We start from the raw sequence: 20,587 nt of genomic DNA, 5'->3' as shown, positions 1-20,587 counted from the left end.
CGGCCCTGAAACCGGCTCAGCCGCAGCCGCCACCACCGCAGCAGCCGCCTCCGCCCCCGCCGCCCATCGCGGGCGCGGGGGCGCTGCTCGACCCGCCGACGGCGACCGCCGACAGCAGCTTGACGGTGTCGGCGTGGCCCGCCGGGCAGTCGGCGGGCGCGGAGGACTCGGCCATCGGACGGCTCACCTCAAAGGTGTCGTCGCAGGTCCGGCAGCGGAATTCGTATCGAGGCATGCGCACAGGCTAAGCGCGCCCGGCGGCCGTGCGCTACGTACCGCTCCGGCTCGCGCTACGTACCGCTCCGGCCGTGGGCCACGGGCCGCAGCCCCGGTGACTGCCGCGGCCCGGTCCGGCGTGCCCGGTCCTCCCGGGCAGCCTGCTCGGGGTGACGGGCCCGCCAGTACGGATTGTCGTGCGGCAGGGCGCTGCCCACCCGCCCGTACATCCCGAACCACATCAGCATCACGCCGACGACGAAGCTGAACAGCACGTTCTGGATCCTGAAGGCCAGGAAGTTCAGCTCCGTGTCCAGCAGCGCCAGGTTCACGAACCCGCTCGCGATGAAGAGCACGCCCAGCACGATGTTCAGGGTCGAGGCGAAGGTGCCGCCGATCACCATCCCGACGAAGAGCAGCGCGCCGATGCAGATCGACAGGACGCTCAGCGCACCGTTGGTGTTCAGGGCGAGCACCGTGTCCCCGCCGGTGTCGAAGAACCCGATCTGGTCGATGAGCCCCAGGATCCCGAACGCCACCAGCAGCAGACCCGTCAGTCCCGCTCCGACCCGGTACACCTTGCTGAGCTTGTGGTCGGTCGGCAGGTGATCGTCGAGCTGGGCGTTCACGGGGTGCAGCACGCGCCCCATGCGACGGGAGAGCGTGTCGGCGAAGTGCGGCGCGGGGGGCGCGTTCGGATCGGGCTCATGGGCCACGTACGGCGCGTAGTGGTCGTGCGGCTCGGTGCACCCGTACGCCGCGTGAGGCGCGTAGGGCTCACGGGCCGCGGGAGGCTGGTGGGTGGTATGGGCAGCCATGGTGCCCTCCTCTGCTCCGTTGCCGGCACTCCCAGCATCCGCCGCCACCCCCCACGAAACAACCGGGCCGGTCAGGGGCGGCGGCTCGGGCGGCCTGGACCGCCGGTCCTGGCCGCCCCGGCCGGGCGGCGCCGGCGACCCGGGCCGGCGGTTCCGGCCGCCTCGGGCCGGTGGCTCCGGCAATCCGGGCCGGCGGTTCCAGCCGCCCCGGCCGGCGGTTCCAGCCGCCCCGGCCGGCGGCTCCGGCCGCCCTGCCCAGTCTTTCCGGCCGCCCTGCCCAGCGGCTCGGCTTTCCCGGGGGCTCCTGTGGCTCTTTCCGGCTCCGGCGGCCCGGCTCAGGCCGACCGTCCTGCCCGGCTGTCCTGCCTCTCGCCCTGGCCGGTGGCTCCGGCAGCCCAGCCTTGCCCGGCGGCGGCGCCGCGGCTCGCCGGGCGGCCCGGGCAGCGGGCTCAGCCAAGGCCGTCCGTCCTGCGCGCCCGTTCTGCCAGGCGGGCTCCGCGCGTCAGCCGTGGCCGAGCTCGGCGCGGATCTCGTTCACCACGCGGTTCACGGCTCCCCGTACGTCCTCCATCTCCAGCAGGAACGCCCAATAGTCCGGGTGCCGCTCCTCCAGAGCTGCCCGCGCGCGCTCCACCCGCGCCACCGCCTCGTCCAGCGGACGCGCGTGCCGCGGCTCGGGCACGCTGCGGCCCGCCATCGCCAGCCGCTGCGCATCCCGGATCGCGAACCGGGTCCGGTCCACCTCCGCCTGCGGGTCCCGCGCGACCGCCTCCAGCCGCGTCAGCCGGTCCTGCGCCGCCGAAACCGCCTCGTCCGTGGCGTCCAGGGAAGCCCGGACCGCTTCGATCAGCGCCGTCACGTCGGCCCAGCGCTGCTCATCCCGCGCCCGCCCCGCGTCCCGCAGCTGTTCCTCGGCCCGCGCGACATCCCGCACCGCCTCGTCCGGTACCTGCTGCAGGTCCTGCCAGCAGGCCGCACTGAAGCGCCGACGCAACTCGCTGAGCACCGGATCCACCCGGTCCGCCCGGTTGCGCAGCGCCTGCGCGCGCGTCCGCAGACTCACCAGCCGCCGGTCGATCTCCGCGGCCCGCTCCGGCAGCCGCGCCGCCTCCGCCCGTATCGCCTCCGCGTCCCGCAGGATGCGGTCGGCCCGCTGCACCGTCGCCTGCACGCCGTGCAGAGCAGCACCCTGGTTGAGCAGCGTCAGCTCGGGACCCAGCGCCGCCAGCCGCGCGGCCAGGTCGTCGGCCCGCATCCCCCCGGCCCGCGCCCCGTCCAGCGCATCGCTCGCCGCCAGCAGCGCGGCCCTCGCCCGCTCCCGGGCCGGAGCCACCCGCGCCAGCTGCGTCTCGGCCTTGTCCAGCAACGGCTGCAACTGCTGCGCGAACCGGTCCAGCTCCGCCTTGACCCGGTCCAGCTCCTCCCGGGCCCGCGTCAACTGCTGCGTGGCCCGTGCGGCGACCGAGGCCTCAAGCTCCGGACGGTCCAGATCGTGCGCGTCGACCGCCTCGATGTAGGCGTGACTGACCTGGTCGATGCGCTGCCCGAGCGCGGTGAACCCCTCGCCGACCTGCCGTGCGGCGGGCGACCCGTCCGCTGCGGCGATGGTCTCGACCGAGATCCGCAGATCCCGCTGCGCGGTGTCCAGCTCGTAGAAAGCGGCCGCGGCGGCATCCTTCGCCGCCTGCGCATCCGCCCGCCGACTCTCGTCCCGCCCACCGAACCACCGCCGGGATGCCGTCGTCACAATCCCTCTCCCGTGCCGCGTCGTCCGCTCATGCCCCGCTCCATTCTCCCCCACACGAACGGGTTTGCGTGGGGGGTAGGCCCGCCATGTAGGCTGTCCACTCATCCACGGGTGCGTAGCTCAGGGGTAGAGCGCTGCTCTTACAAAGCAGATGTCGGCGGTTCGAAACCGTCCGCGCCCACCAGTGCAGAGGCCCCCAACCGATCTTGGTTGGGGGCCTCTGACGGCTTCAGGTGACGGCAGTTGCCTACTCGGCCGGGCGCCGACGGCGCAGCAGCCGGTCCATGTGCCCCATCGCCTCGCGCCTACTGCCGTCGGTCACATGGGTGTAGATGTTCATCGTGACGGCGATCTGCGAGTGCCCCAGGATCTCCATCACCACCCGCGGCGGCACCCCGGCCGCGAACAGCAGCGTGGCGCAGCCGTGCCGTGCGTCGTGCAGCCGGATCCGCGGCAGGCCGGCGTCCAGCCCGATCCGCTCGAAAGACCGGCTGAGGTTGCGTGGCTCGACTGGGTGGCCGGACCGGGTCGTGAACACGTAGTCGCTCTCCTCCCACTCCTTGGCGGCAGCCCGCAGTGCGGCCTGCCGCATGCGCTGCCACCGGAGCGGGGCCACGCACATGCGCGGGATCGGGATGGCTCGGGTGCGCCGGTTCTTGGTGGAGTCCGCGTACAGCTCCTTTTGTACGCGCGGGATCTGGTTCCGCACGGTGAGGGTGCGGCGCTCCAGGTCGATGTCCGACCAGCGCAGCCCGAGGATCTCGCCCCGGCGCAGCCCCAGAGCCACCGCCAGCACGAACGCGGCGTACAGCGGGTCGTGCCGCGATGCCTCCAGGAAGGTCAGCGTCTCGTCGAGATCCCACGGCTTCAACTCCCGCTGGACCACGCGCGGCGCCGGTACGAGCATCACCACGTTGCGGCTGATCAGCTCTTCCCGGTTCGCGGCGGTGAGCGCGCTGCGCAGCACCCGGTGCGACTCCTTGGCCGTGGCTGCGGACGCCTGCGCGGTCACGGCGGCCAGCATGCGCCGTACGTCCGGCACCCCGAGCGTCTCCAGGCGCTTGGAGCCCAGATTCGGGATGAGGTACAGGCGGACGTGGGTCTCGTACTTCGCGTATGTGGTCTTCTTGCGGTCGTTCTTGACGAAGGTCTCCAGCCAGAAGGGTAGCCACTCGGAGAGCTTGGCCGAGCGCGTGGGCGTCGGGATGCCCTGGCGGTCCCGGAGCACCAGCTCCTGACGCTTCGCGTCGCACTCCGCCCAGGTCTTGCCGTACACGGTCTTGCGGCTGCGGGTACCGTCGGGCTGGGGGACGTAGACGCGGGCTTCGTAACGCCCGTCGCTTCGCTCCCAGATGCTGCCTGCGCCGTTCGGGTTTCTCTTGCGTGCCATCAGGCTGCTTCCTCCAACTTGGTTTGCAGGTAGGCCCGAACGCTGTCGGCGGGGATGCGTCGGGAACGTCCCTCGGTGAAGCTCGGGAGGGCGCGGGAGCGGATCAGGTTGTAGACGGTGAAGCGGCTGAGCCGCAGCGCCTCCATGACCTCGGGCACGGTCAGCGCCTGGTGTGTGGTGGGCAGGGCCGAACTCAATGCGACCTCCGGGAGCGGGGTGTCTTCCTTCGCCTTGGGGGATCCGCAACAGCCGCAACACCGCAACAGCACAGGTCAGAAGCCCGGATCTGTTGCGGATTCGGGTCTTGTTGCGGATGGGTGCCGCCACGCCGGCGGACGTGGCGGCACCGAGACGGGATGCGTCAGGCGCCGGCGGGGGCGGCGGCCGTGGCGGATTCCGAAGCGCTGTTGCGGATGCCGTGAGGGGTTCCCGCCACAGACTCACTACCGCTGACCTGCGGTGTTGCGGACGTTGCGGATGTTGCGGACTTTCCGGGGGGAGGGGGCAGTAGCGCGTCCAGGCGTCGGCAAGGTCATCCGCCAGGTAGCCCTTCGGCGTACCCGATGCGGTGCGGACCGACTGAGGCTTGATCGGCTTGTTCTTGGGGGTGACGTACTGGCCGAGCATCTTGGCCAGGGTCCGGGAGGTGATGGGCTTGTCGTTCAGGTCGCTCCAGGGGCCGTCGTCCATGCCGAGGAGCTGTTCGAGGATGACGGCGGTCGGCATGCGGTCGGCGCCGCAGAACACCTTGTCGCGCAGGTCGGTCAGCAGCCGGATGCCGAGAGAGGCTTCGTCGCTGTCGTGTGCCGCGTTGACGAGCTCCAGACAGGCCGCGCGCGCCCGCTCGGGCCAGGTACCGCCGGCCGCTTCCGCGACTGCGAGGAGCGGTTCCCATACGTCGGCGGGCCGATCTACGACCCCTTCCGGCAACACCGGCCAGGCGCCGCTGAGCTGTTCCCGTACGGAGTCGGCCCACGTGGCGAGGCGGTCACGCAGGGCGTGGCCGACCTTCTCGTCGGTGCGCTGTCGGTAGGGCTCGCACTTCTCGTTGGGGGCGCGTCGCCGCATGCGGATGATGACGGAGCGGGTCAGGATCGTGTCGGGTAGCGAGCCAAGCCCTGCCATGGCGACGGCGCAGTAGGACGAGAACTTCTGCACGACCTGGTTGGAGCCGTCGCCCACACACCGGTGCATACCGCCGATGCGTCGGTAGCCGGTGTTCAGGAACCCGCGGACGGGCTCGTTGTCGCCCGCCTTGGGTCCAAAGACGGTGTCGATCTCGTCGAAGAGCAGCGTGGGGCGCCCCTCGGGCGCGTCGACCAGCCGGAACAGCGAGTTTGAGGATGCGTTGACGGTGGTCTCAGCGCGGGGAGTGAGCGTCTCCACGATCTCCAGTGCGCGGGACTTCCCGGATCCGGGTTCGGGGGAGAGGAACGCGAGACGCGGGGTGGCCTCGAAGCAGTCGAGGAGGTGGGCGTGCGCGTCCCACAGGGTCACGGCCACGTAGGCGGCTTCGTGGGGAAACACGTTGAAGCGGCGGTGGAACGCCTCCACGTCGTCCAGCAGGGCGGCACCGTCGATCGGCTCGGCGGGCGTGGCCAGGGTGTTGGGCATCAGGCTGCCTTCCCTTGGGTCGGGTTGAGCTGGGGGCAGGCGGAGCGGTGGTGTTCGTCATCGGTGATGAGGGCCAGGGCTTTGCGGTGGCCGGCGGCGAACAGGTCGCGGCCGCAGCTGCACGACGACCGGACGGTCGGGATGACACCGTGGCCAGGGGCGACGATGTGGAGCCAGGCCACGGGGCGACGCCCGTCATCGGTCGTACGCGGGTCAGGGCGAACGGCAGAAGGGACGCCCTGACGGGCGACGACCTTCGGCGCGCTACCGGCAGATGGCGTGGGGGCATGTTCGGCGGGGCTGACGTCGGTGGTGGCTCTGGGAAGGCTCTTAGTTGGGGGGCGTTCGCGGCCGGTCATACCGTCGCCCGGCCGTGCGGGTTGTTCGCGATGGACCAGTTCAGGGCGCTGGTGATCGCGGAGCGGGACTCGTACGGCTTCAGGCCGGCCGCTGCTGCCCCCCAGCTAAGAGCCTGCTCGACTTCCGCGCGGTCGAGGTCGCCGGCTGCGATCAGCCGCCCCAGGGCTCGCGCGGCACGCACGAGCGCAGCGTTACGACTGCCCTCCACCGCCGTTTCGACGTTGCGTCGCTCGTTGCGCAGGGCTGCCCCAGCGTATGCGGCCCGCCGGCCCCTGGCGGAACCGGTGACGTCCGGGTGGAGCGGGGTGGCCGTGATCCGAGGCGGGGCGCTCAGTCGAGCGTGCACCCAGTCAGGAAGCGGAGCGGGGGACCGGTCGTCGGTGACGGCGTAGGAACCGGCGGGGGTGGTGCTGCCGGGGGCAACGACGTACCCGCCCCAGGCCCTGGTGTCGATGTGCCGGCCGAGGATGTCTTGGGTGCTGCGCATGGTGGTCTCGGCCGGGGCGCTGAAGTACAGGTGACTACCTCCGGACGGGGTGGTCACTGTGTATGTGGGTGAGATGTCGCGGCCGGTGGTGTGGCAGAGGGCTTCGAGGATCTGGGCACCGCTGTGGGTACCGGGCGGGTCGGAGGGTTTGGGTGGGTCGAGGTCGATGACGACCAGCCCGGCCGGACCGGTGGCCAGGCCCACGTTGTACGGGGCGTTGGCCCACGCCGTACGGATCCGGTCGGGATCGGTGGTGGCCCTCACCTCCGGCTTGGCATGACCGGCGGCGCAGTCTCCGGTGCGCGGGCAACGGATCTCGCCGTGGAGGGCGGGAACCTTCGATCCCGGACGGAGCGGGAAGACGGGCCATCCGCGGGCGGCCGCGGCGAGGGCTGCCTGAAGCAGTCGTAAGCCGTGGTCTCGCTGGGAGTTGGGGGGATGGGGCATGCTGAAAACCTCCAGGTCTTGAGTGGATGTGGAGACAGGGCGGCCCCGGTCTTTGGCGAGAGGGGGCCGCCCGCTTGCGTGGTCCCGGAAATCGGGTGCCGGGATGTCGGTTGGGCTGCTTATGGTCGTGACCATGACGACGTTTGAGCTTGTGCCCGGAGTGATCACGACGCGTGACGAGGTCGTGGCAGCGTTCGGCGGTGGGAAGTACCAGGGCATCGAGCCGGCCAACGAGGCAAAGAAGGTGTTCGTCTACTCCGACCCGTCCGCGGGCGAGGAGTACGGGTACACCTTCGACGGCCGCGCCGAGGATGACGAGTACGGTCCGCTGTACCTGTACACCGGCTACGGCGCCAAGGGCGACCAGGAGATGAAGAGCCGCAACAAGTCCCTGCGGTACCACGTCGAGGACGGCCGCGAGCTGCACCTGTTCGTCGCACACGGCAAGGTGCAAGGCGGTAGCGGCGCGATGCGTCAGCGCTACATCGGGCAGATGACGGTGGACCCGATCAACCCGGTGGAGATCCGCCGCGGACCGGGTCAGGACCACAAGATGCGTAACGCCCTGGTGTTTCGGCTTCGGCCGGTTCCGGGGTCGACGCCGGCCTGGACGGAAGAAGACTGGCTCAAGCCGGCGCCAGGCAACGACGTCGAAGACGTCGACACTGTCCCGGTGATCCCTGCGCAGACCAGCGTTAAGGACAAGAAGTCCGAGCAGCACACGACCTCGGAGACGATCGCTGACGTTCCCGGTGGGCCGCGCACGGTTCTGCGCCGTGAGGGCCTGCTGATGGAGGCGTTCAAGAAGGACCTTGAGGCCGCGGGCCACGTGCACAAGTCGTTCCAGATCACCATCGCCGGTGAGGTGGGTGCTCTCACCCCGGACCTGTACGACATCACCGATCACGTGCTGTACGAGGCCAAGGGGCTGACCACCCGCACCAACATCCGTATGGCGATCGGTCAGCTGGCCGACTACCGCCGGCACCTCCCGAACCCGGAGGGGCTGCGGGCGGCTGTGCTGCTGCCCAGCGAGCCGAGCAAGGACGTGAAGGATCTGCTGGCCTCGCAGAACGTTCACCTCGTCTACCAGGACGAGGACGGCTTTGCCGGCTTCCCCCTGACCACCTGAGCCCCGATATCGGGATTAGCGGCCGCTGTTGTGGCGACCGTGGTCGGTTGCCATCGCACCGAGCCGCTTGGCCTCATCCGGAGTGACGTTGCGGTACCGGATACGGACACCGCAGCTGGGATCCGGGCAGCGCACCGTGCGCTGCCCGATGAGACGGGCGAGCACGTCAAGTAAGCGCTCGATGAGCGTCTGTTGGGCCATGGACGTTCCCTTTCAGCGGTGGTGGACGGTGCCGTGGGCACGGCCGAACAGGCCGGTCGCGCTGATGTTCTGCGTGATGTGCATCGCAGGCCTGCTGCGGCTGCGGCCGGTGCGGGCGAGGAGGGGGAGGACGGCGCCGGCGGCGATGAGTGCGACCAGCGCCCACAGGGCGTTGGCCATGGCGACCAGTCCAGGGGCGGCGTAGGAGATTCCGATTCCGGCCGCCCCGATGCCCCCGCCGAGCGTGGGGGCCAGAAGTGCAGTCGTCTTCGCCCACCGCGGCACAGCCCCCGCGGGTGCCGGGGCGGGGGCGGGTTCGATCGGGGCGGAGTGGGTGTAGGCGAGGGTGCGGGTTCCGTCCGGCAGGGTCACCAGCCGGATGTCCGCTCCGGCCGGTACGGCCGGGAGGAGCGCCCCCGACACGAGCGTCGGGGGCAGGTCGGTGGTGATCGGTTCGGGGTGGTGGATGGCGGGCTCGTACGGCATGGAGATGCCTCCCGAGGCATGGGGCGCCCGCGCCGTGGTGGGTGGCGCGGGCCGGGTGGGTGAGGTGTCAGGCAGACCTGTCAGGGGTGCCAGACCATGGGTGTCACGGGTTCTGACAGGGGGTTTGCCTAGGGGTTTGGGTGTCACGCCGCCGTGACACTGTCAGGGGGTGTCAGGCGTCAGGCGATCTTGAGGGTGGGGACGATCCGCCACCGTCCGGTGGTCGAGGTCGCCTCCAGCCTTCCGTCCAGGGCGGCGTCTTTGAGGCGGGCGGAGACCCAGGGGCGTGAGAGCTGGTGGCGGTCGCACCAGTCCATGAAGTCCTTCGGCCCGACCACCATCTGCCCGGCGGTCTCGAAGTCGTTCAGCGCGTAGGCGAACAGCTCCCGCGCCTCCTCCGGGGAGGGCTTGTGCCCCGGGGACTCCCACAGCGGGATGTCGTCCCCGTCCTGTCCGGCGGCCAGTTCGGCCTCAGGGTCGATGCCCGCGTCGTCCGGGTCGACGAAGAGCCCAGACGATTCCGCCTCCATCTCCGCCTCCTCTTCGCCGGCGATCGGACGCGGGGCCGGGGCGGCTCCGGGGGCGAGGCGGCCGGGGTAGTTCTGCCCGGCCAACGAGCGGGCGGCGCCGCCGGTGATCGGGTCCGCGGTAGGGCCGTTGGACTGGGCCCACCGGGCCAGGGCTTCCATGGTGGGGGTGGCGGTGTGGGGGATGGCGAAGGTGCGGCCCGGGGAGGGGTAGCGGTCTTCGGGGATGCCGGGTGAGACGACGTAGCAGTAGCCCGGCCGCCGGTTCCCCCACGCCCCAGGGTGAGCGCCCGCGTTGATGACCGTGTCGGGAAGGGAGAACCCTTCATCGCGGGGATCGCAGCCGAGCGCGATCACGGATGGCAGGGATGCGCGGGTGGAGGTGGACATCTGGTCGTATGAGGGCCGCTGAAGCGAGACGATCAGGGCGAGACCTGCGGAGCGGGCCTCCTGAGAGATGCCAGTGAACGCGTCGTCGCCCATCAGGCGGAGGGTGCTGGCAGCCTCCTCCATCCACGTGACCAGGAACGGCATGCCCTCACAGCCGCAGGGCCGGCCGTCGGGGCGGCAGGTGTGATCGCGGCTGGTCTGCTGCTGCGCGGCCTCGGGGATCCACTGCCGGTAGGAGTGGGCTCCGAGCCAGCGGGTTCGGGCGGGGATGACGGCCTTGATGGCCTCCACCATGACCTCGGTGTCCGGCCCGCCCTCAGCGGCCCAGTCGATGCCGGGCAGCAGCGGGCGGAAGTCCTGGAACATCTTCGGATCGGACAGCCACAGGAGCACGTCGCGGCGGGAGAGGATCTCCGCCATCAGGTTCAGGGCGGCGTCGCCCTTGCCGGAGCCGGTCCCGCCCGCGATCAGCACATGGGTGCCGTTCCGCTCGATCTCCGGGTCACCGGGGAGCCACAGCAGGAGCGGGGCGCCGTCGTCGTATCGGCCGATGATCAGCGGCTCCGCAATGGACCCGCCCAGGTTCGACGGCTCCTCCCACTTCACCACCTGCGCCAGCATGTCCTCGGGGACGATGACCAGCTCACCACGGCGGGCGGAGCTGGGGTCCCCCATGTACCGGACCGCCGAGGTCGGCAGATCCAGCGCAGACGCGATCCGCGGCAGGACCTTGGAGACGTCCTCGTTGGTCTGCTCGCCCGCTTCCAGAGCCATCTTCGCGGTGACCCGGTTCGGCTCCACCGAAGTGGCTCCGATCTGTGCCCTGGCCAGGCCGACCTTTTCCAGCAGCCCTTTGTCCGTCCCGCCAGCGGTGGTGCCATCGACGTTGCGGCGCAGGACCATGCGGATGTTCCAGGACAGGGCGAGCGCGGGTGTGCCCATCAGGTACAGGTCGGGCAGGGCTCCGGCGGTGGGTCCGGCGAGGCAGGCGCCGGTGAGCCAGGCGGATCCGGCGGCCACGGTGATGGCCGAGTGCAGGCGCCGCTGCTGCCCGGTCGCCTTACCGGCCCACCAGGTCAGCCCGGTCAGGGCAACCGAAGCGAGGGTGAGGCCCACGCCCGCCGCAGCACTGCCCTCCCACTGGAGACTGCCCAGGGCCCCGGCCAGACCCACGCCGCCGGCGCACAGCCACGGCGGGAGGTGGGGCTTGGCGCGGTGGAGGATGTAGGCGGTGATCCCGTTGCCGTCGGAGGCTCCGCGGAGCTGGTCTTCGTACTGCTGCTCAACGGTGGTGCGTTCAGTCGTGGCCATGACTCACTCCCTTCTTAGAGCTGGCCCCAGTCCATGCGCGGTGTCGCGGCGGGACGGGCGCGGTGGCGGACACGGTTGATCTCTTCCTCGTACTCCTGCTGGAACGCGGCGTAGGTGGCGGCGGCGTTCTTCGCGGCGTCGCGCAGGGCGTCGGCGGCGCGCTGCATCTTCCGCGAGACCTTCGCCGCCCTGAACCGCGAGCCGCCGATCCGGCCGTCGGGGTCGGGGACCTGTACGAGGGTGGCCTTGAGGATCTCGGCGCCCATGGCGACCTCGATCGAGAGGGCGACGCCGGCGGCGCGGACGGCGTTGCAGTACTGGCGGACCTGCGCCGGGGAGGTGAACTCCGGCGCCGGCAGCAGCGACCGGCCCCCGCCCTGACCGCCCGCGGACGAGGCGGCGGCGTGGCGGCTGCCGCCGTTGCTGCCGCGGCCGCCGGCGTTGACGTTCAGGGTGAAGCCAGGCGAGAACGTCTTGTTGTTGACCTTGGTCTGAGAACCGTTCGCACCGGCCCGCGGCGCGGACCGGGTCCGCTGGGTCCGGGTCTGCTGCCCGCCGCCCGGCTTCCATCCGGCGGCGTTGGTGGGGTTCGCCATCAGGCGCTCTCCTTCTCAGACGGGGAGGTCATGCGGCGGGCAGCGATCCATGCCACCTGCCCGGCCAGCGTCAGGACGGTCCAGGCGGTGAACAGGGCCGGGTGGGTGGGAGCGATCCATACGGCCAGCGCGATCCACGTCGCGATGACGGTGGCGAAGACGGCGAGGACGGCCCGCCAGAACGCGGCGGCCCGCCCGCAGGCCGTGCGGCGGAACTTGGCCCACGCCCACACGCCAGCCGGGGCGGTGGCCAGGGCGGCGAGGAACCACGCGGTGCGGGGCTCGATCAGGTGCACCGCCCCGGTCACGATCAGCAGGGCGGTGGCGAGGCCGGTGGGGGCCCAGGAGCGGCGGTGCTTCTACACCCACCGGCCCGTAGCCGCGGCGGCGCGGGAGGTCAGGGTGGGGGGCTCGGGGTTGACGACGAGGATGACCGGCTCACGCCGGCCGCCGCGCTGACGCGGGATGTGGATCGTGGATGCGGCCTGCGGCCGCGTGCGGCGAGACACAGCAGAACTCCCTACGGAGGCGGGGCGGTTCAGGCGGCGCACGGTTCGGAGTCGGGGTAGGCGCACGGGATGCACTCGCCGAGACGGGCGGGGATCACGTAGCCCGCGTCGCGGCGGCAGGTCGGGCAGGTGCGGCGGGCCGTGTTCGCGGCATCGAGGGCCGTCTGTTTGGCCGCGGTCATCGGCCGGACGGCCAGAGCACGGTCTACGCGGTACAGGAACGCGACCAGGGGGCCGCGGCGGTAGCGGGGCCGCTCCAACTGCGCGACGACGTCCTGACCACCGGGCCGTAACCCGGCCGCCCGCAGCTGCCGGCGCGTCGCCAGCCCGTCCGGGGCGAGACGCCACGGATAGACGGGCAGGCCGCTCACGGGGTGCTCTCTTCCTGGGACATGAGTGCGCCCCAGGCGGTGCGGATGCGCTGCTCGCCACCGACGAACCCGGCGTCACGGAAGGCTGTGACGGCCTGCCGGTAGGACAGCGGCGGATCATCCGAGTACCGAAGATGCCGCAGCACCACCACGAGCTGCACGTCCGACAGCGCCTCGGCCGGGCGGGGCGTGGACACGCCCGCGACGGTGGCGACCTCGTCCAGCGTCACGGGCGTGACGGCCCCCGTGAAGCCATCCGCCTCAGCATCCGGCGCGGTGGCGTTGACCTGCGTGTCTTCCCCGTCACGGGCCACCGTGACGGTCTCACCCTCGACCACCGTCGGGACAGGCCCGGTGCGGGGTTCCGGGGCCGGGAGAAGGGCGGGAGCCACGGAGGCCGTGACGGCGTCACGGCCGGGTGCGACGGCCACGACGAACATGTCCGCCAGCGCGACATCCGCACCCCTGGTGACCCGCTCCCGCTGCACCTCCAGCAGCCGCGACCCCAGCGAGGCATCCCCCGCTCCGACCCTCCGAGCCAGGCGCCACGACGTCCGCTCCGAGGACTTCCGGATCCGCGCGTCGGGGTGGTTCGCGGCGCGGGCCCGGTGGAAGGCCAGCGACCTGACCACCGCGGCCGCGCGGTGCTCGGCCTCGGCGTCCCGGCCGTCGGTGTGGACCACGATCCGTCGAGCCAGGAACGCCATCCCCTCCGCGGCCACGCACATGCCCATCGGCGTCACCGCGTAAATCACCGTGCGACCCGGCCCGTCTGCGGCCATCGCTGCCATGACCGACGCAGCGGCCGGCAGCAGCCACAGACCGGCCCGCACCACGAGAGGAGCGGCCTGCCCCAGCATGGTCAAGCCCAGCAGCACCAGCGCGAGAACAGCTGTGGCACCTTCGCCCGCGGCGACCGCGCCGAGCGCAGTCCCGGAGCCGTAAGCGCCGTTGATGTTGGAGAACGTGCCCGCCCCGCCGGCCGCGCCGGTGGCGAGCATCGGCACGAACGCGGCGGTGAGCACGATCCTCTGCGGGCGGGTCAGAGCCCCGCCGGCGCTCACGCCGCTTCCAGCGGGGTACGGTTGGCCAGGTCCCGCCGGGCGGCCAGCACCCGGTTGTGCGCCCGCCGGATCCGCCGCGCGTCGAACTCCGACGCCGGCCGGTCCAGCAGCGCGATCAGCGCGTCCAGCAACTCGACCTCGGCCAGAACCACCGGCATCTCGGTCTCGATCACATCCAGCTCCGCGTCCGACGGCTCAAGGCCGTCCGACCACGGGGTAACACGGTCCTGAAGTGCAGCGATGGACTCCACGGGTCTTGCTCCTTCGGTAGAGGAACGGGACCCAACAGCAGCCCCGGTGTTCCAGCACCGGGGCTGCACTGCGTTGGGGGGTGAAGCGGAAGAAACTCCGGCTCCCCTCAACCCCGCCCGTACGCCGCAGAAGCGACGGACGGACGAGGGAGGCAACCGGCCGCCGCAGGACACTGCGGTGGACGCCGAACGTGTCTCCTTCAGGACTGCGACTCCCGTATGAGGTAGAGCCGCCATGCCTGGCGAAGGCGTATGGAGACATGACCTTTCGGTCTAAGCCCTCCGGAATGACCAGGGTCCGGAATGCGCCCTCGGCCCGCTCTGCCCCGGGCCCCTTGCCATGCGGCTCGGGCAGCCCAAAGAAGACCCTCCCGAGAGATCGGCCCCGATGTCCTAGGACTGCGTTGCCGTCTGGGAAGACCATGCGCTATCAGTCCTAGGACTGTCAATGTCCTAGGACTGTGCGAAACTGGCTGCGTCGAGAGGAGAGCTTGGTGGCACCGAAGTGGCGCGCGCTGGCGGACAAGCTGGCCGAGCAGATCAAGAACGGCGATTACACGCCTGGCCAGCGACTTCCCCAGATTCGCGATCTGGTCGAAGCGGGTGAGGGCTCAAAGGCGACGGTGCACGCGGCTTACAAGGCTCTTGAGGCAGAAGGGCTCGTGACGTCCTCGCGTGGCGTAGGGACGATCGTCCGTGCGCAGACGCCACTGAAGCGGTTGGGGATCAGCCGCTACGACAAGGCAAAGTGGCGCGACGGGGACGAAGTCGTGTTCATCGCGGACCGCGTCGCCTCAGGGCGCTCCTACCAGCGTGGCGAGCAGACGCAGACGGTCGGCCTGGTCGAGGCACCTGCGGCGGTGGCGGCGGCTCACGATCTCCCGATCGGAGCCCCGGTCTATGCGCGCGCCCGCCTGGTGCGAGAGGGCGAGCAGCCCACACACACACTGACCAGCTACTACCGCCCCGAACATGTCGAGGGGACGCGTCTGGTCGACCCCACGCCGGGACCCGCCGGCCGAGGCGGCGGATTTCGAGTGCTCTACGACGCCGGGTACGAGATCGACCACATGAAGGAGCACCTGTTCGCCCGCGTCCCCACCGGCGAAGAAGTGAAGCTGCTGAAACTGCCGACGGGTGAACCGGTGGTCGAGTTGCACCGGACCACGTACACCGCGGACGGGACCGTGGTCGAGTTCGCCGTAGGCGTGCACGCTGCTTCGCGGTTCGCCTGGGAGTATGACTTCAAGGTTCCGGACTCGGCACATGGAGAGAAGTAGCGGTGATCTCTGAGCGCGCATGGGCGGATGCCGAGATCATCTGGGACTTCCACCAGATGCATCACGAACCCCGCCCATGCTCCGTAGCCGTGGGGCTGGGCAGCCACGACCTCGGCGTCGCGGACACCACCGTCGACCTCTACCAGCGCGGCATGGCACCCCTGATTGTCTTCACGGGCGACACCAGTCCCACGACGCAGACCCGCATGCCCCGCGGCGAGGCGGTCCACTACCGCGAACGCGCCCTCGAACTCGGCGTTCCGCCGGCCGCTGTCCTCGTGGAGCCAAGGGCGACGAACACTGGAGAGAACATCCGCTTTGCCAAAGAGCTGCTGGACGAGCGTGGCACGAAGGTCGAGTCGGTCCTACTAGTCAGCAAGCCCTACGAGGAACGCCGCGCTTACGCCACGGCCCGCAAGCTATGGACCGAAGTCGAGATCGTCAGCGCTTCTACACCCATCACACTTCGCCAGTACAGCCACTCGATCGGCGACCCAGGCTTGGTCATCGACATGTTGGTTGGCGCCCTTCAACGTCTTGTGCTCTACCCGGCGCAGGGCTTCATGATCGCCGTCCCTGTACCCGGCGAAGTCTTGGCCGCGTATGAGCGCCTATGTGCTGCAGGTTTCGTCAGTCGGCTAGCACGCACGCCGGTTCTATAGCTGCTTCACGGGCGCTGCCGCCATCTATGCCGCGCCGGATGGGGCATGGATTCGAAACCGGCTGGTCGAGCTGCTTCTGGCGAACGGATGCATCCGGCGGGGGCTGGCTCGGGAGTGACGGGACGTCCTGCCAGGGCTGGTGCCACGTGGGCAGAGCTCGAATTTTCCTGCGCTAGAGGCCTGCTGGCCCTACTCTCTATGCCGGTACAGCATGTTCGGAATCGCTGCAAGGGGAGTGGGGCGGAGTGGCCATCTCAGCGAGCTCAGGACCAAGGGACCTGCCGAGTCCCGTTCGCAAACTGATCGACTCCACTGACGACTTCTCTGCCCAGATGGTGGCGTTGATCGACATCAACAAGACTGCCCTTCCGGGGCTCGAAACTAAGTGGTCCGGGGATGTAGGGGTGCCTGACCTATCTCACCTCTTCGCGCATCTAGGTCGAGAAGAGCGAAATTCAATTCAAGATGGATTTCGCGAACTGGCAGAGGAAATGCAGAAGGCTATCGATGCCTCCAAGAAGGCGAAAGAGGATGGACTCGATGGCGAGCCCTGGGAAGGAGTTGTTGTAAGGCTCGAAGGGCCCGCCAGTACGGCTATGGATGAGTTTTTCGCCAGCATGTTCCAACATATCAGGGCGGGGTCTAGGAGTGATCTCATGCGTCGATCACTACTAGTTTCGACGATATCGGGATTTGAAGTCCTGTTTGCAAGTATCGCCAGGTCGATTTATGACGTCAATACCTCAGCTCTAAATGACTCAGACTACTCTTTCACGCTCCAGCAGATCTCTGAATTTTCCTCCATCGAGGATGCGCGAGAGTATCTTGTTGAGCGCAAGGCGGCGGCGCTAATGCGAGAAAGTATCGATGGCTGGGAAAAGTGGCTGAAGAAAGCCGGAGGCGGTCTCTCAATGACAGGGCTTCCGGCTGAGTGGCCGACCATCCGAGAGGCGTTTGCCCGACGTAACCTGGTGGTGCATGCAGGCTCAAAGGTGAATCATCTGTATCTAGAAAGCATTCGAGGACTCGCGCTCCCGGAGTCTCTTCAGGGAAAATGTGTTGGAGATGTGCTCGAAGTTTCTGATCGCTACTTGACGAATTGCCTAGAGAATATTCTCGCACTGGGGCGGCTTCTCTCTACTTCGGTCGGTCTAAAGATGCATAGGCCTCATCGCTCAACGTTCTTGAACATGTTGATGGGGGAGGCGAAGCGCTGCTCTCGGTTGGGACTATGGACGGCCGCTCTTCCTCTTGTGAAATATGCCCTGTCTCTTGGTCTGTCGAGGCGGGATGAGCTAGAGATGCAGGCGATTCACTGGCTAGCAGTGAAGAAGCTCCACGGGGTGGATGCGATCCGTAGCGATGTGGAAGCTTGGGATACGGGTGGGCTGTCCCTAGTGTATTCGCATCGAAAATACGTCTTGCTTGACCTGAAGGAAAAGGCTGTTACCGAAATGCGGAAATTGCTTGATGATGGGGAGCTTAATGCTCTTCATCTGCTGCTCGATCCCCTCTATTTTGAAATGCGGGAAGAGGTGGTCGAGCTAATTAAGGGCAGGAATATTGACGCCCCGACTTTGACCTGAGGGGGCGCGCTGGAGGACCGGCCATGCGCTGCTTGAGTGGCGCATCGGGCCTTGCGACGCGAGGGTTCGGGAGTTCGGGGGTGGGGCGCCAGCCGGGACGGTGGCAAGCATCAGTGAGCACCGTCCGCCCTGCCGTGCGATTCACAACTCTCCATAGTTCCGCTCTGGATCGCTCGACCAGTGCGCTACATCTGACGGCGACGGTTGACGGCAACACTGGCGAACGTCGGCGGATTTATGCGGGCAAGGGAGCGCTGCCATGTCAGGGGTGAGCGTCGGAACATGAGGTCAAGCCCAAAGGCCGGGCGAGCTTACAAAGCAGATGTCGGCGGTTCGAAACCGTCCGCGCCCACCAGTAGGAAGACCCCCCGCCGGTCATGGCGGGGGGTCTTTTCGCGTCCAGGGCCCGCGGTGTGCCTGGGTAGGGCCACCTGGGTCATCGGGGCGGGCGGGGGCGGGCGTTGAGCGGCAGGCTGGTGGGGTGAGCCATGAAGGACCGGGTCGTTCACCCTCCTCCACCGACCCCGAGCGCCGCGAGGACAAGCGGAAGCTGGTGGGGATCGGCATCGTCCTGCTGGTCGCAAGCTCCGTCCTGCTGGCCGGTGTTCTCTTCAGCACCTTGTCCGACCGGGCTGCCGGGCCGGTGGAGGTTCCCGTCGCGTCCGCATCCGCGTCGCCGAGTGCCTCGGGCCCGCCGGGGCTGTTGCCGTCGTCGCCCGTGAAGGGGCACGAGCCGTCGGCGAGTGCTTCGGCTTCGGGGCCGGTGGAACAGCCCGTCGCGTGTGCGCGGGCCGGCGGGGCCGACGGGTGGACCCAGGCCGCGACGATCGGGGGCGTGGTCTCGGCTCTCGCGGGTGCCACGTCAGCCGGGGTCGGGTTCCGCAGGCGCGAGCGGTAGAGGGGGCGGCGCGGACGTGCGCAGGCCCCCGGCCCGGGGAGGGCGGGGGCCTTGTGGCGTGGACGGGTCAGGCGTTGGGGCGCTTGCCGTGGTTGGCCTTCTTCTTCTTGCGGGCGCGCCGCTTGTTGCCTCGCTTGGCCATGGTGCACCTCTCCCTCGTACGGGAACTGCCGTGCCTTCGTCAGTCTAGGTTCCGCCCGGAACGCTCGCATCAGCGGCGGCGGGAGCGGGATAGTGGGGGTATGTGCCGTTCCATTAAGACCCTGCGCCCGCCCGCCATCCCCGAGAAGGCCACCGAGGAGGAGATCCGCGCCGCTGCGCTGCAGTACGTGCGCAAGGTGTCCGGCTTCCGGGCGCCCGCCGCGCACAACCGCGAGGTGTTCGACGACGCGGTCGACGCCGTCGCCGAAGCCACCCGGCTGCTGCTCGACGGGGTGCACGTGCGGGGCCAGGCCGCCGCCGTCTGACCCCCGCGGGGCCTCAGGCCGCCGTGTGGGCGCGGCGGCGCAGCAGCCACACCCCGGCTCCGAGCGCGCCCGCGGCGAGGGCGCCGCCAACGGCGATCTGCCCCGGGCTCATCGAGCCGACGCTGCCGCCCGTACCGCCGCGCGCGGCGCCCGGCGTGACCTGGAGCGAGACGGTCACGCGCTGGCCGCCCGCACCGCCGCACTCGAAGATGACGCGGTGCGTGCCCGGGCTGGCGTTGTTGTAGACGGTGGCGCTGCCGAAGAGGTTGGTGGCCTCCAGGTTGCCGGGTGTCAGCTGTACGTCGCCGAACGCGCTGGACGTGGCCCGGCCGGTCTTGGTGCCGCAGCCCGCCACGTTCAGGCCGACCCGGCCGCCCGGGGCGACCGTGCTCGGCGAGACGGAGGCGGAGGGGGCTGCGTGGGCGACGGTGGCCGGGGTCGCGGCGGCGACGACGAGTGCCGCGGCGGCGGCCCGCAGCAGGCGGCGGGACACGGCGTGGGCGGTGACGTCGGCGGTGACGTGGGTCGGGGTGTGCGGCTGTGCGTGCGTCTTGGCGGGCATGGAGAGAACTCCTCGGGCTCCTCGAAGCGGCGGCGCGGCCAGGGCACGGATGTGACGCGGATTCGGTATCGCACCGTGCTGTGGACGCTAGGAGCCCGACCCGGCTGCGGCGATCGGGGCCGGGTGAACGGGTGAGGCACTGCTCCGTCCGGGGGACCCCGCGCGGCGGACTGCACCCCGGAGTCCGGGGGCCCGCGCGGACCGCGGAGTCCGGGGCGGCGTCCGAGTGGAAGGTGGAGCATGGGGCGGCTCCCGCGCGGACCGCGGAGTCCGGGCCGGCCCCCGTGTGCACCTCGGAGTCCTGGGACCCCGCGCGGACTGGGGCGTCTGGGGCGGCTCCCGCGCGGATTGTGGACTCCGGGCCGGCCCCCGTGTGCATCCCGGAGCCTGGGACCCCGCGCGGACTGGGGCGTCTGGGGCGGCTCCCGCGCGGATTGTGGACTCCGGGGCAGCCCCCACGTGCATCCCGGAGCCTGGGACCCCGCGCGCCCCGGAGCCCCCGGGCGGCGTCCGACGCGGCGCGCCGGGAGCGGGCAGTGGGGTTACGCCGTCGGGGTGGCCGCGGCGGCGGGGAGGGGGCGGCGTACGAGGAAGGCGGCCAGGGCGCCCGCCGCGAACAGGGCGACGAGGGACACCGAGGTGCCGAGCCACTGGGTGCCGAGCCACTGCGTGCCGAAGTAGCCCAGGGCCACGCTGTAGCCCGCCCAGGCCATGCCCGCCAGGACCGACCAGGGCAGGAACTCCTTCACCTTGCGGTGGGTCTTGCCCGCGCCCAGGGAGACCACGGAGCGGCCCGCCGGGGCGAAGCGGGCGATCACCACCAGGGCGCCGCCGCCGCGGGCCAGGGCCGTGCCGAGGCGCTCGTGGGCCCGCGTCAGCCGCCGGGAGCGGGCGATGGCCCGGTCCAGCCGGGCCCCGCCGCGGCGGCCCAGCCGGTACGCGGCCATGTCACCCAGCACCGAGGCCGTCGTGGCGATCACCAGCAGCGCCAGGATGTCCGGCACCTGCGTGGGCACCGGCACCGGGCCGGCCGCCCCGGCGGCCGCCGCGGCCGCGGCCGCGGTGATCACCAGCACGCCGCTCGGCAGCACCGGCAGGAAGACATCGAGCACCACGGACACCGCCACCACGGCGTAGATCCATGGACTCGTGGTCAGCGACCCCAGCGTCTCAAGCAAAGCGGGACTCCCCAGTCCGGTTGACGTTCTGCGGCAC

At 70.1% G+C, this 20,587-nt stretch carries 25 protein-coding genes, 1 tRNA gene and 1 pseudogene; 7 read left to right on the top strand and 20 right to left on the bottom strand.

Going from position 1 to position 20,587, the window contains the following annotated elements; all coding sequences use genetic code 11:
• Window positions 1-16 precede the first annotated feature (16 nt).
• The 3 genes from IO30_RS0137315 to IO30_RS0137305 all read right to left on the bottom strand — a co-directional run bounded on the left by IO30_RS0137315 (window position 17) and on the right by IO30_RS0137305 (window position 2,835).
• On the bottom strand, window positions 17-235 hold the full coding sequence (locus IO30_RS0137315; protein ID WP_031150713.1) for an FmdB family zinc ribbon protein: 219 nt from the start codon (window positions 233-235) through the stop codon (window positions 17-19).
• Between the two features lie 55 nt (window positions 236-290).
• Entirely contained in the window at window positions 291-866 is a 576-nt protein-coding gene (locus IO30_RS41480; protein ID WP_051859423.1) for a DUF4383 domain-containing protein, read from the bottom strand.
• A 670-nt stretch (window positions 867-1,536) separates the two neighbouring features.
• Entirely contained in the window at window positions 1,537-2,835 is a 1,299-nt protein-coding gene (locus tag IO30_RS0137305; protein ID WP_031150709.1) for a coiled-coil domain-containing protein, read from the bottom strand.
• A gap of 55 nt (window positions 2,836-2,890) precedes the next feature.
• Here IO30_RS0137305 and IO30_RS0137300 point away from each other — a divergent pair.
• Window positions 2,891-2,965 (top strand) — tRNA-Val (locus IO30_RS0137300).
• Window positions 2,966-3,028: 63 nt separating this feature from the next.
• Here the strand turns inward: IO30_RS0137300 and IO30_RS0137295 are convergent.
• The 5 genes and pseudogenes from IO30_RS0137295 to IO30_RS0137280 all read right to left on the bottom strand — a co-directional run bounded on the left by IO30_RS0137295 (window position 3,029) and on the right by IO30_RS0137280 (window position 7,079).
• Window positions 3,029-4,171 (bottom strand): site-specific integrase, encoded by a 1,143-nt coding sequence (locus IO30_RS0137295; RefSeq protein WP_078904930.1) that lies wholly within the window; start codon window positions 4,169-4,171, stop codon window positions 3,029-3,031.
• Window positions 4,171-4,368 (bottom strand): helix-turn-helix domain-containing protein, encoded by a 198-nt coding sequence (locus IO30_RS44175; RefSeq protein WP_078904929.1) that lies wholly within the window; start codon window positions 4,366-4,368, stop codon window positions 4,171-4,173. The genes IO30_RS0137295 and IO30_RS44175 overlap by 1 nt, the downstream gene beginning before the upstream one ends.
• Window positions 4,369-4,532: 164 nt before the next feature.
• Window positions 4,533-5,785, bottom strand: a pseudogene (locus IO30_RS41475) (DUF3631 domain-containing protein).
• Window positions 5,785-5,967, bottom strand: a complete 183-nt coding sequence (locus IO30_RS46545; RefSeq protein WP_031150705.1) for a hypothetical protein — start codon at window positions 5,965-5,967, stop codon at window positions 5,785-5,787. The pseudogene IO30_RS41475 and the gene IO30_RS46545 overlap by 1 nt, the downstream one beginning before the upstream one ends.
• A gap of 173 nt (window positions 5,968-6,140) precedes the next feature.
• Complete coding sequence (locus IO30_RS0137280; RefSeq protein ID WP_051902826.1) at window positions 6,141-7,079, bottom strand: bifunctional DNA primase/polymerase; 939 nt, start codon at window positions 7,077-7,079, stop codon at window positions 6,141-6,143.
• A gap of 133 nt (window positions 7,080-7,212) precedes the next feature.
• Between IO30_RS0137280 and IO30_RS0137275 the strand changes: the two genes are divergently transcribed.
• Complete coding sequence (locus IO30_RS0137275; RefSeq protein WP_051902837.1) at window positions 7,213-8,211, top strand: SRA domain-containing endonuclease; 999 nt, start codon at window positions 7,213-7,215, stop codon at window positions 8,209-8,211.
• 15 nt (window positions 8,212-8,226) lie between these two features.
• Here IO30_RS0137275 and IO30_RS0137270 read toward each other — a convergent pair whose 3' ends face one another.
• The 9 genes from IO30_RS0137270 to IO30_RS0137235 all read right to left on the bottom strand — a co-directional run bounded on the left by IO30_RS0137270 (window position 8,227) and on the right by IO30_RS0137235 (window position 13,917).
• Window positions 8,227-8,412 carry a hypothetical protein gene (locus IO30_RS0137270; RefSeq protein WP_031150699.1) on the bottom strand — a complete coding sequence of 62 codons (186 nt, stop codon included), beginning with the start codon at window positions 8,410-8,412 and terminating at the stop codon, window positions 8,227-8,229.
• 12 nt (window positions 8,413-8,424) lie between these two features.
• A complete protein-coding gene (locus IO30_RS0137265) occupies window positions 8,425-8,898 on the bottom strand; it encodes a hypothetical protein (RefSeq protein WP_051902825.1) in 474 nt (157 codons plus the stop codon).
• Between the two features lie 179 nt (window positions 8,899-9,077).
• A complete protein-coding gene (gene traB, locus IO30_RS0137260; RefSeq protein ID WP_031150695.1) occupies window positions 9,078-11,126 on the bottom strand; it encodes a plasmid transfer protein TraB in 2,049 nt (682 codons plus the stop codon).
• 14 nt (window positions 11,127-11,140) lie between these two features.
• Window positions 11,141-11,722 (bottom strand): plasmid transfer protein TraA, encoded by a 582-nt coding sequence (gene traA / locus IO30_RS47450; RefSeq protein WP_237403461.1) that lies wholly within the window; start codon window positions 11,720-11,722, stop codon window positions 11,141-11,143.
• Entirely contained in the window at window positions 11,722-12,030 is a 309-nt protein-coding gene (locus IO30_RS42485; RefSeq protein ID WP_157853457.1) for a hypothetical protein, read from the bottom strand. The genes traA and IO30_RS42485 overlap by 1 nt, the downstream gene beginning before the upstream one ends.
• 51 nt (window positions 12,031-12,081) lie before the next feature.
• Entirely contained in the window at window positions 12,082-12,231 is a 150-nt protein-coding gene (locus tag IO30_RS45795; protein WP_157853456.1) for a hypothetical protein, read from the bottom strand.
• Between the two features lie 29 nt (window positions 12,232-12,260).
• The gene (locus tag IO30_RS0137245) at window positions 12,261-12,602 is read right to left on the bottom strand and encodes an RRQRL motif-containing zinc-binding protein (protein ID WP_031150691.1); all 342 of its coding nucleotides are present in this window, start codon (window positions 12,600-12,602) and stop codon (window positions 12,261-12,263) included.
• Entirely contained in the window at window positions 12,599-13,603 is a 1,005-nt protein-coding gene (locus IO30_RS41460; protein ID WP_237403525.1) for a hypothetical protein, read from the bottom strand. Before IO30_RS41460 ends, IO30_RS0137245 begins: the two co-directional genes overlap by 4 nt.
• A 59-nt stretch (window positions 13,604-13,662) precedes the next feature.
• Entirely contained in the window at window positions 13,663-13,917 is a 255-nt protein-coding gene (locus IO30_RS0137235; RefSeq protein WP_031150687.1) for a DUF6284 family protein, read from the bottom strand.
• Between the two features lie 494 nt (window positions 13,918-14,411).
• Between IO30_RS0137235 and IO30_RS0137230 the strand changes: the two genes are divergently transcribed.
• From IO30_RS0137230 to IO30_RS0137215, 4 genes are all read left to right on the top strand, one after another.
• Window positions 14,412-15,197: a GntR family transcriptional regulator gene (locus tag IO30_RS0137230; RefSeq protein WP_031150685.1), complete on the top strand. Its 786-nt coding sequence runs from the start codon at window positions 14,412-14,414 to the stop codon at window positions 15,195-15,197.
• A gap of 2 nt (window positions 15,198-15,199) precedes the next feature.
• Window positions 15,200-15,859 (top strand): YdcF family protein, encoded by a 660-nt coding sequence (locus IO30_RS0137225; protein WP_031150683.1) that lies wholly within the window; start codon window positions 15,200-15,202, stop codon window positions 15,857-15,859.
• A gap of 332 nt (window positions 15,860-16,191) precedes the next feature.
• Complete coding sequence (locus tag IO30_RS45790; protein WP_157853455.1) at window positions 16,192-17,445, top strand: hypothetical protein; 1,254 nt, start codon at window positions 16,192-16,194, stop codon at window positions 17,443-17,445.
• A 481-nt stretch (window positions 17,446-17,926) separates the two neighbouring features.
• Window positions 17,927-18,343 (top strand): hypothetical protein, encoded by a 417-nt coding sequence (locus IO30_RS0137215; RefSeq protein WP_157853454.1) that lies wholly within the window; start codon window positions 17,927-17,929, stop codon window positions 18,341-18,343.
• Between the two features lie 67 nt (window positions 18,344-18,410).
• Here the strand turns inward: IO30_RS0137215 and IO30_RS48240 are convergent, their stop codons facing one another.
• Entirely contained in the window at window positions 18,411-18,485 is a 75-nt protein-coding gene (locus IO30_RS48240; protein ID WP_100661309.1) for a 50S ribosomal protein bL37, read from the bottom strand.
• A gap of 100 nt (window positions 18,486-18,585) precedes the next feature.
• On the opposite strand from IO30_RS48240, the gene IO30_RS0137210 reads away from it, so the two are divergent.
• Window positions 18,586-18,810: a DUF2277 domain-containing protein gene (locus tag IO30_RS0137210; protein WP_031150677.1), complete on the top strand. Its 225-nt coding sequence runs from the start codon at window positions 18,586-18,588 to the stop codon at window positions 18,808-18,810.
• 13 nt (window positions 18,811-18,823) lie between these two features.
• On the opposite strand, the gene IO30_RS45065 is transcribed toward IO30_RS0137210, so the two are convergent.
• Together IO30_RS45065 and IO30_RS0137200 are read right to left on the bottom strand one after the other, a co-directional pair.
• Window positions 18,824-19,372, bottom strand: coding sequence for a hypothetical protein (locus IO30_RS45065; protein WP_237403463.1), 549 nt, complete (start codon window positions 19,370-19,372; stop codon window positions 18,824-18,826).
• 542 nt (window positions 19,373-19,914) lie between these two features.
• On the bottom strand, window positions 19,915-20,550 hold the full coding sequence (locus IO30_RS0137200; protein ID WP_078904092.1) for a DedA family protein: 636 nt from the start codon (window positions 20,548-20,550) through the stop codon (window positions 19,915-19,917).
• Window positions 20,551-20,587: the final 37 nt, after the last annotated feature.

The sequence above is a fragment of the Streptomyces xanthophaeus genome, assembly GCF_000725805.1.
Lineage (GTDB): Bacteria > Actinomycetota > Actinomycetes > Streptomycetales > Streptomycetaceae > Streptomyces > Streptomyces xanthophaeus.
Note: the sequence above shows the minus strand (reverse complement) of the source record. Positions and strands in the feature narration are given on the sequence as shown.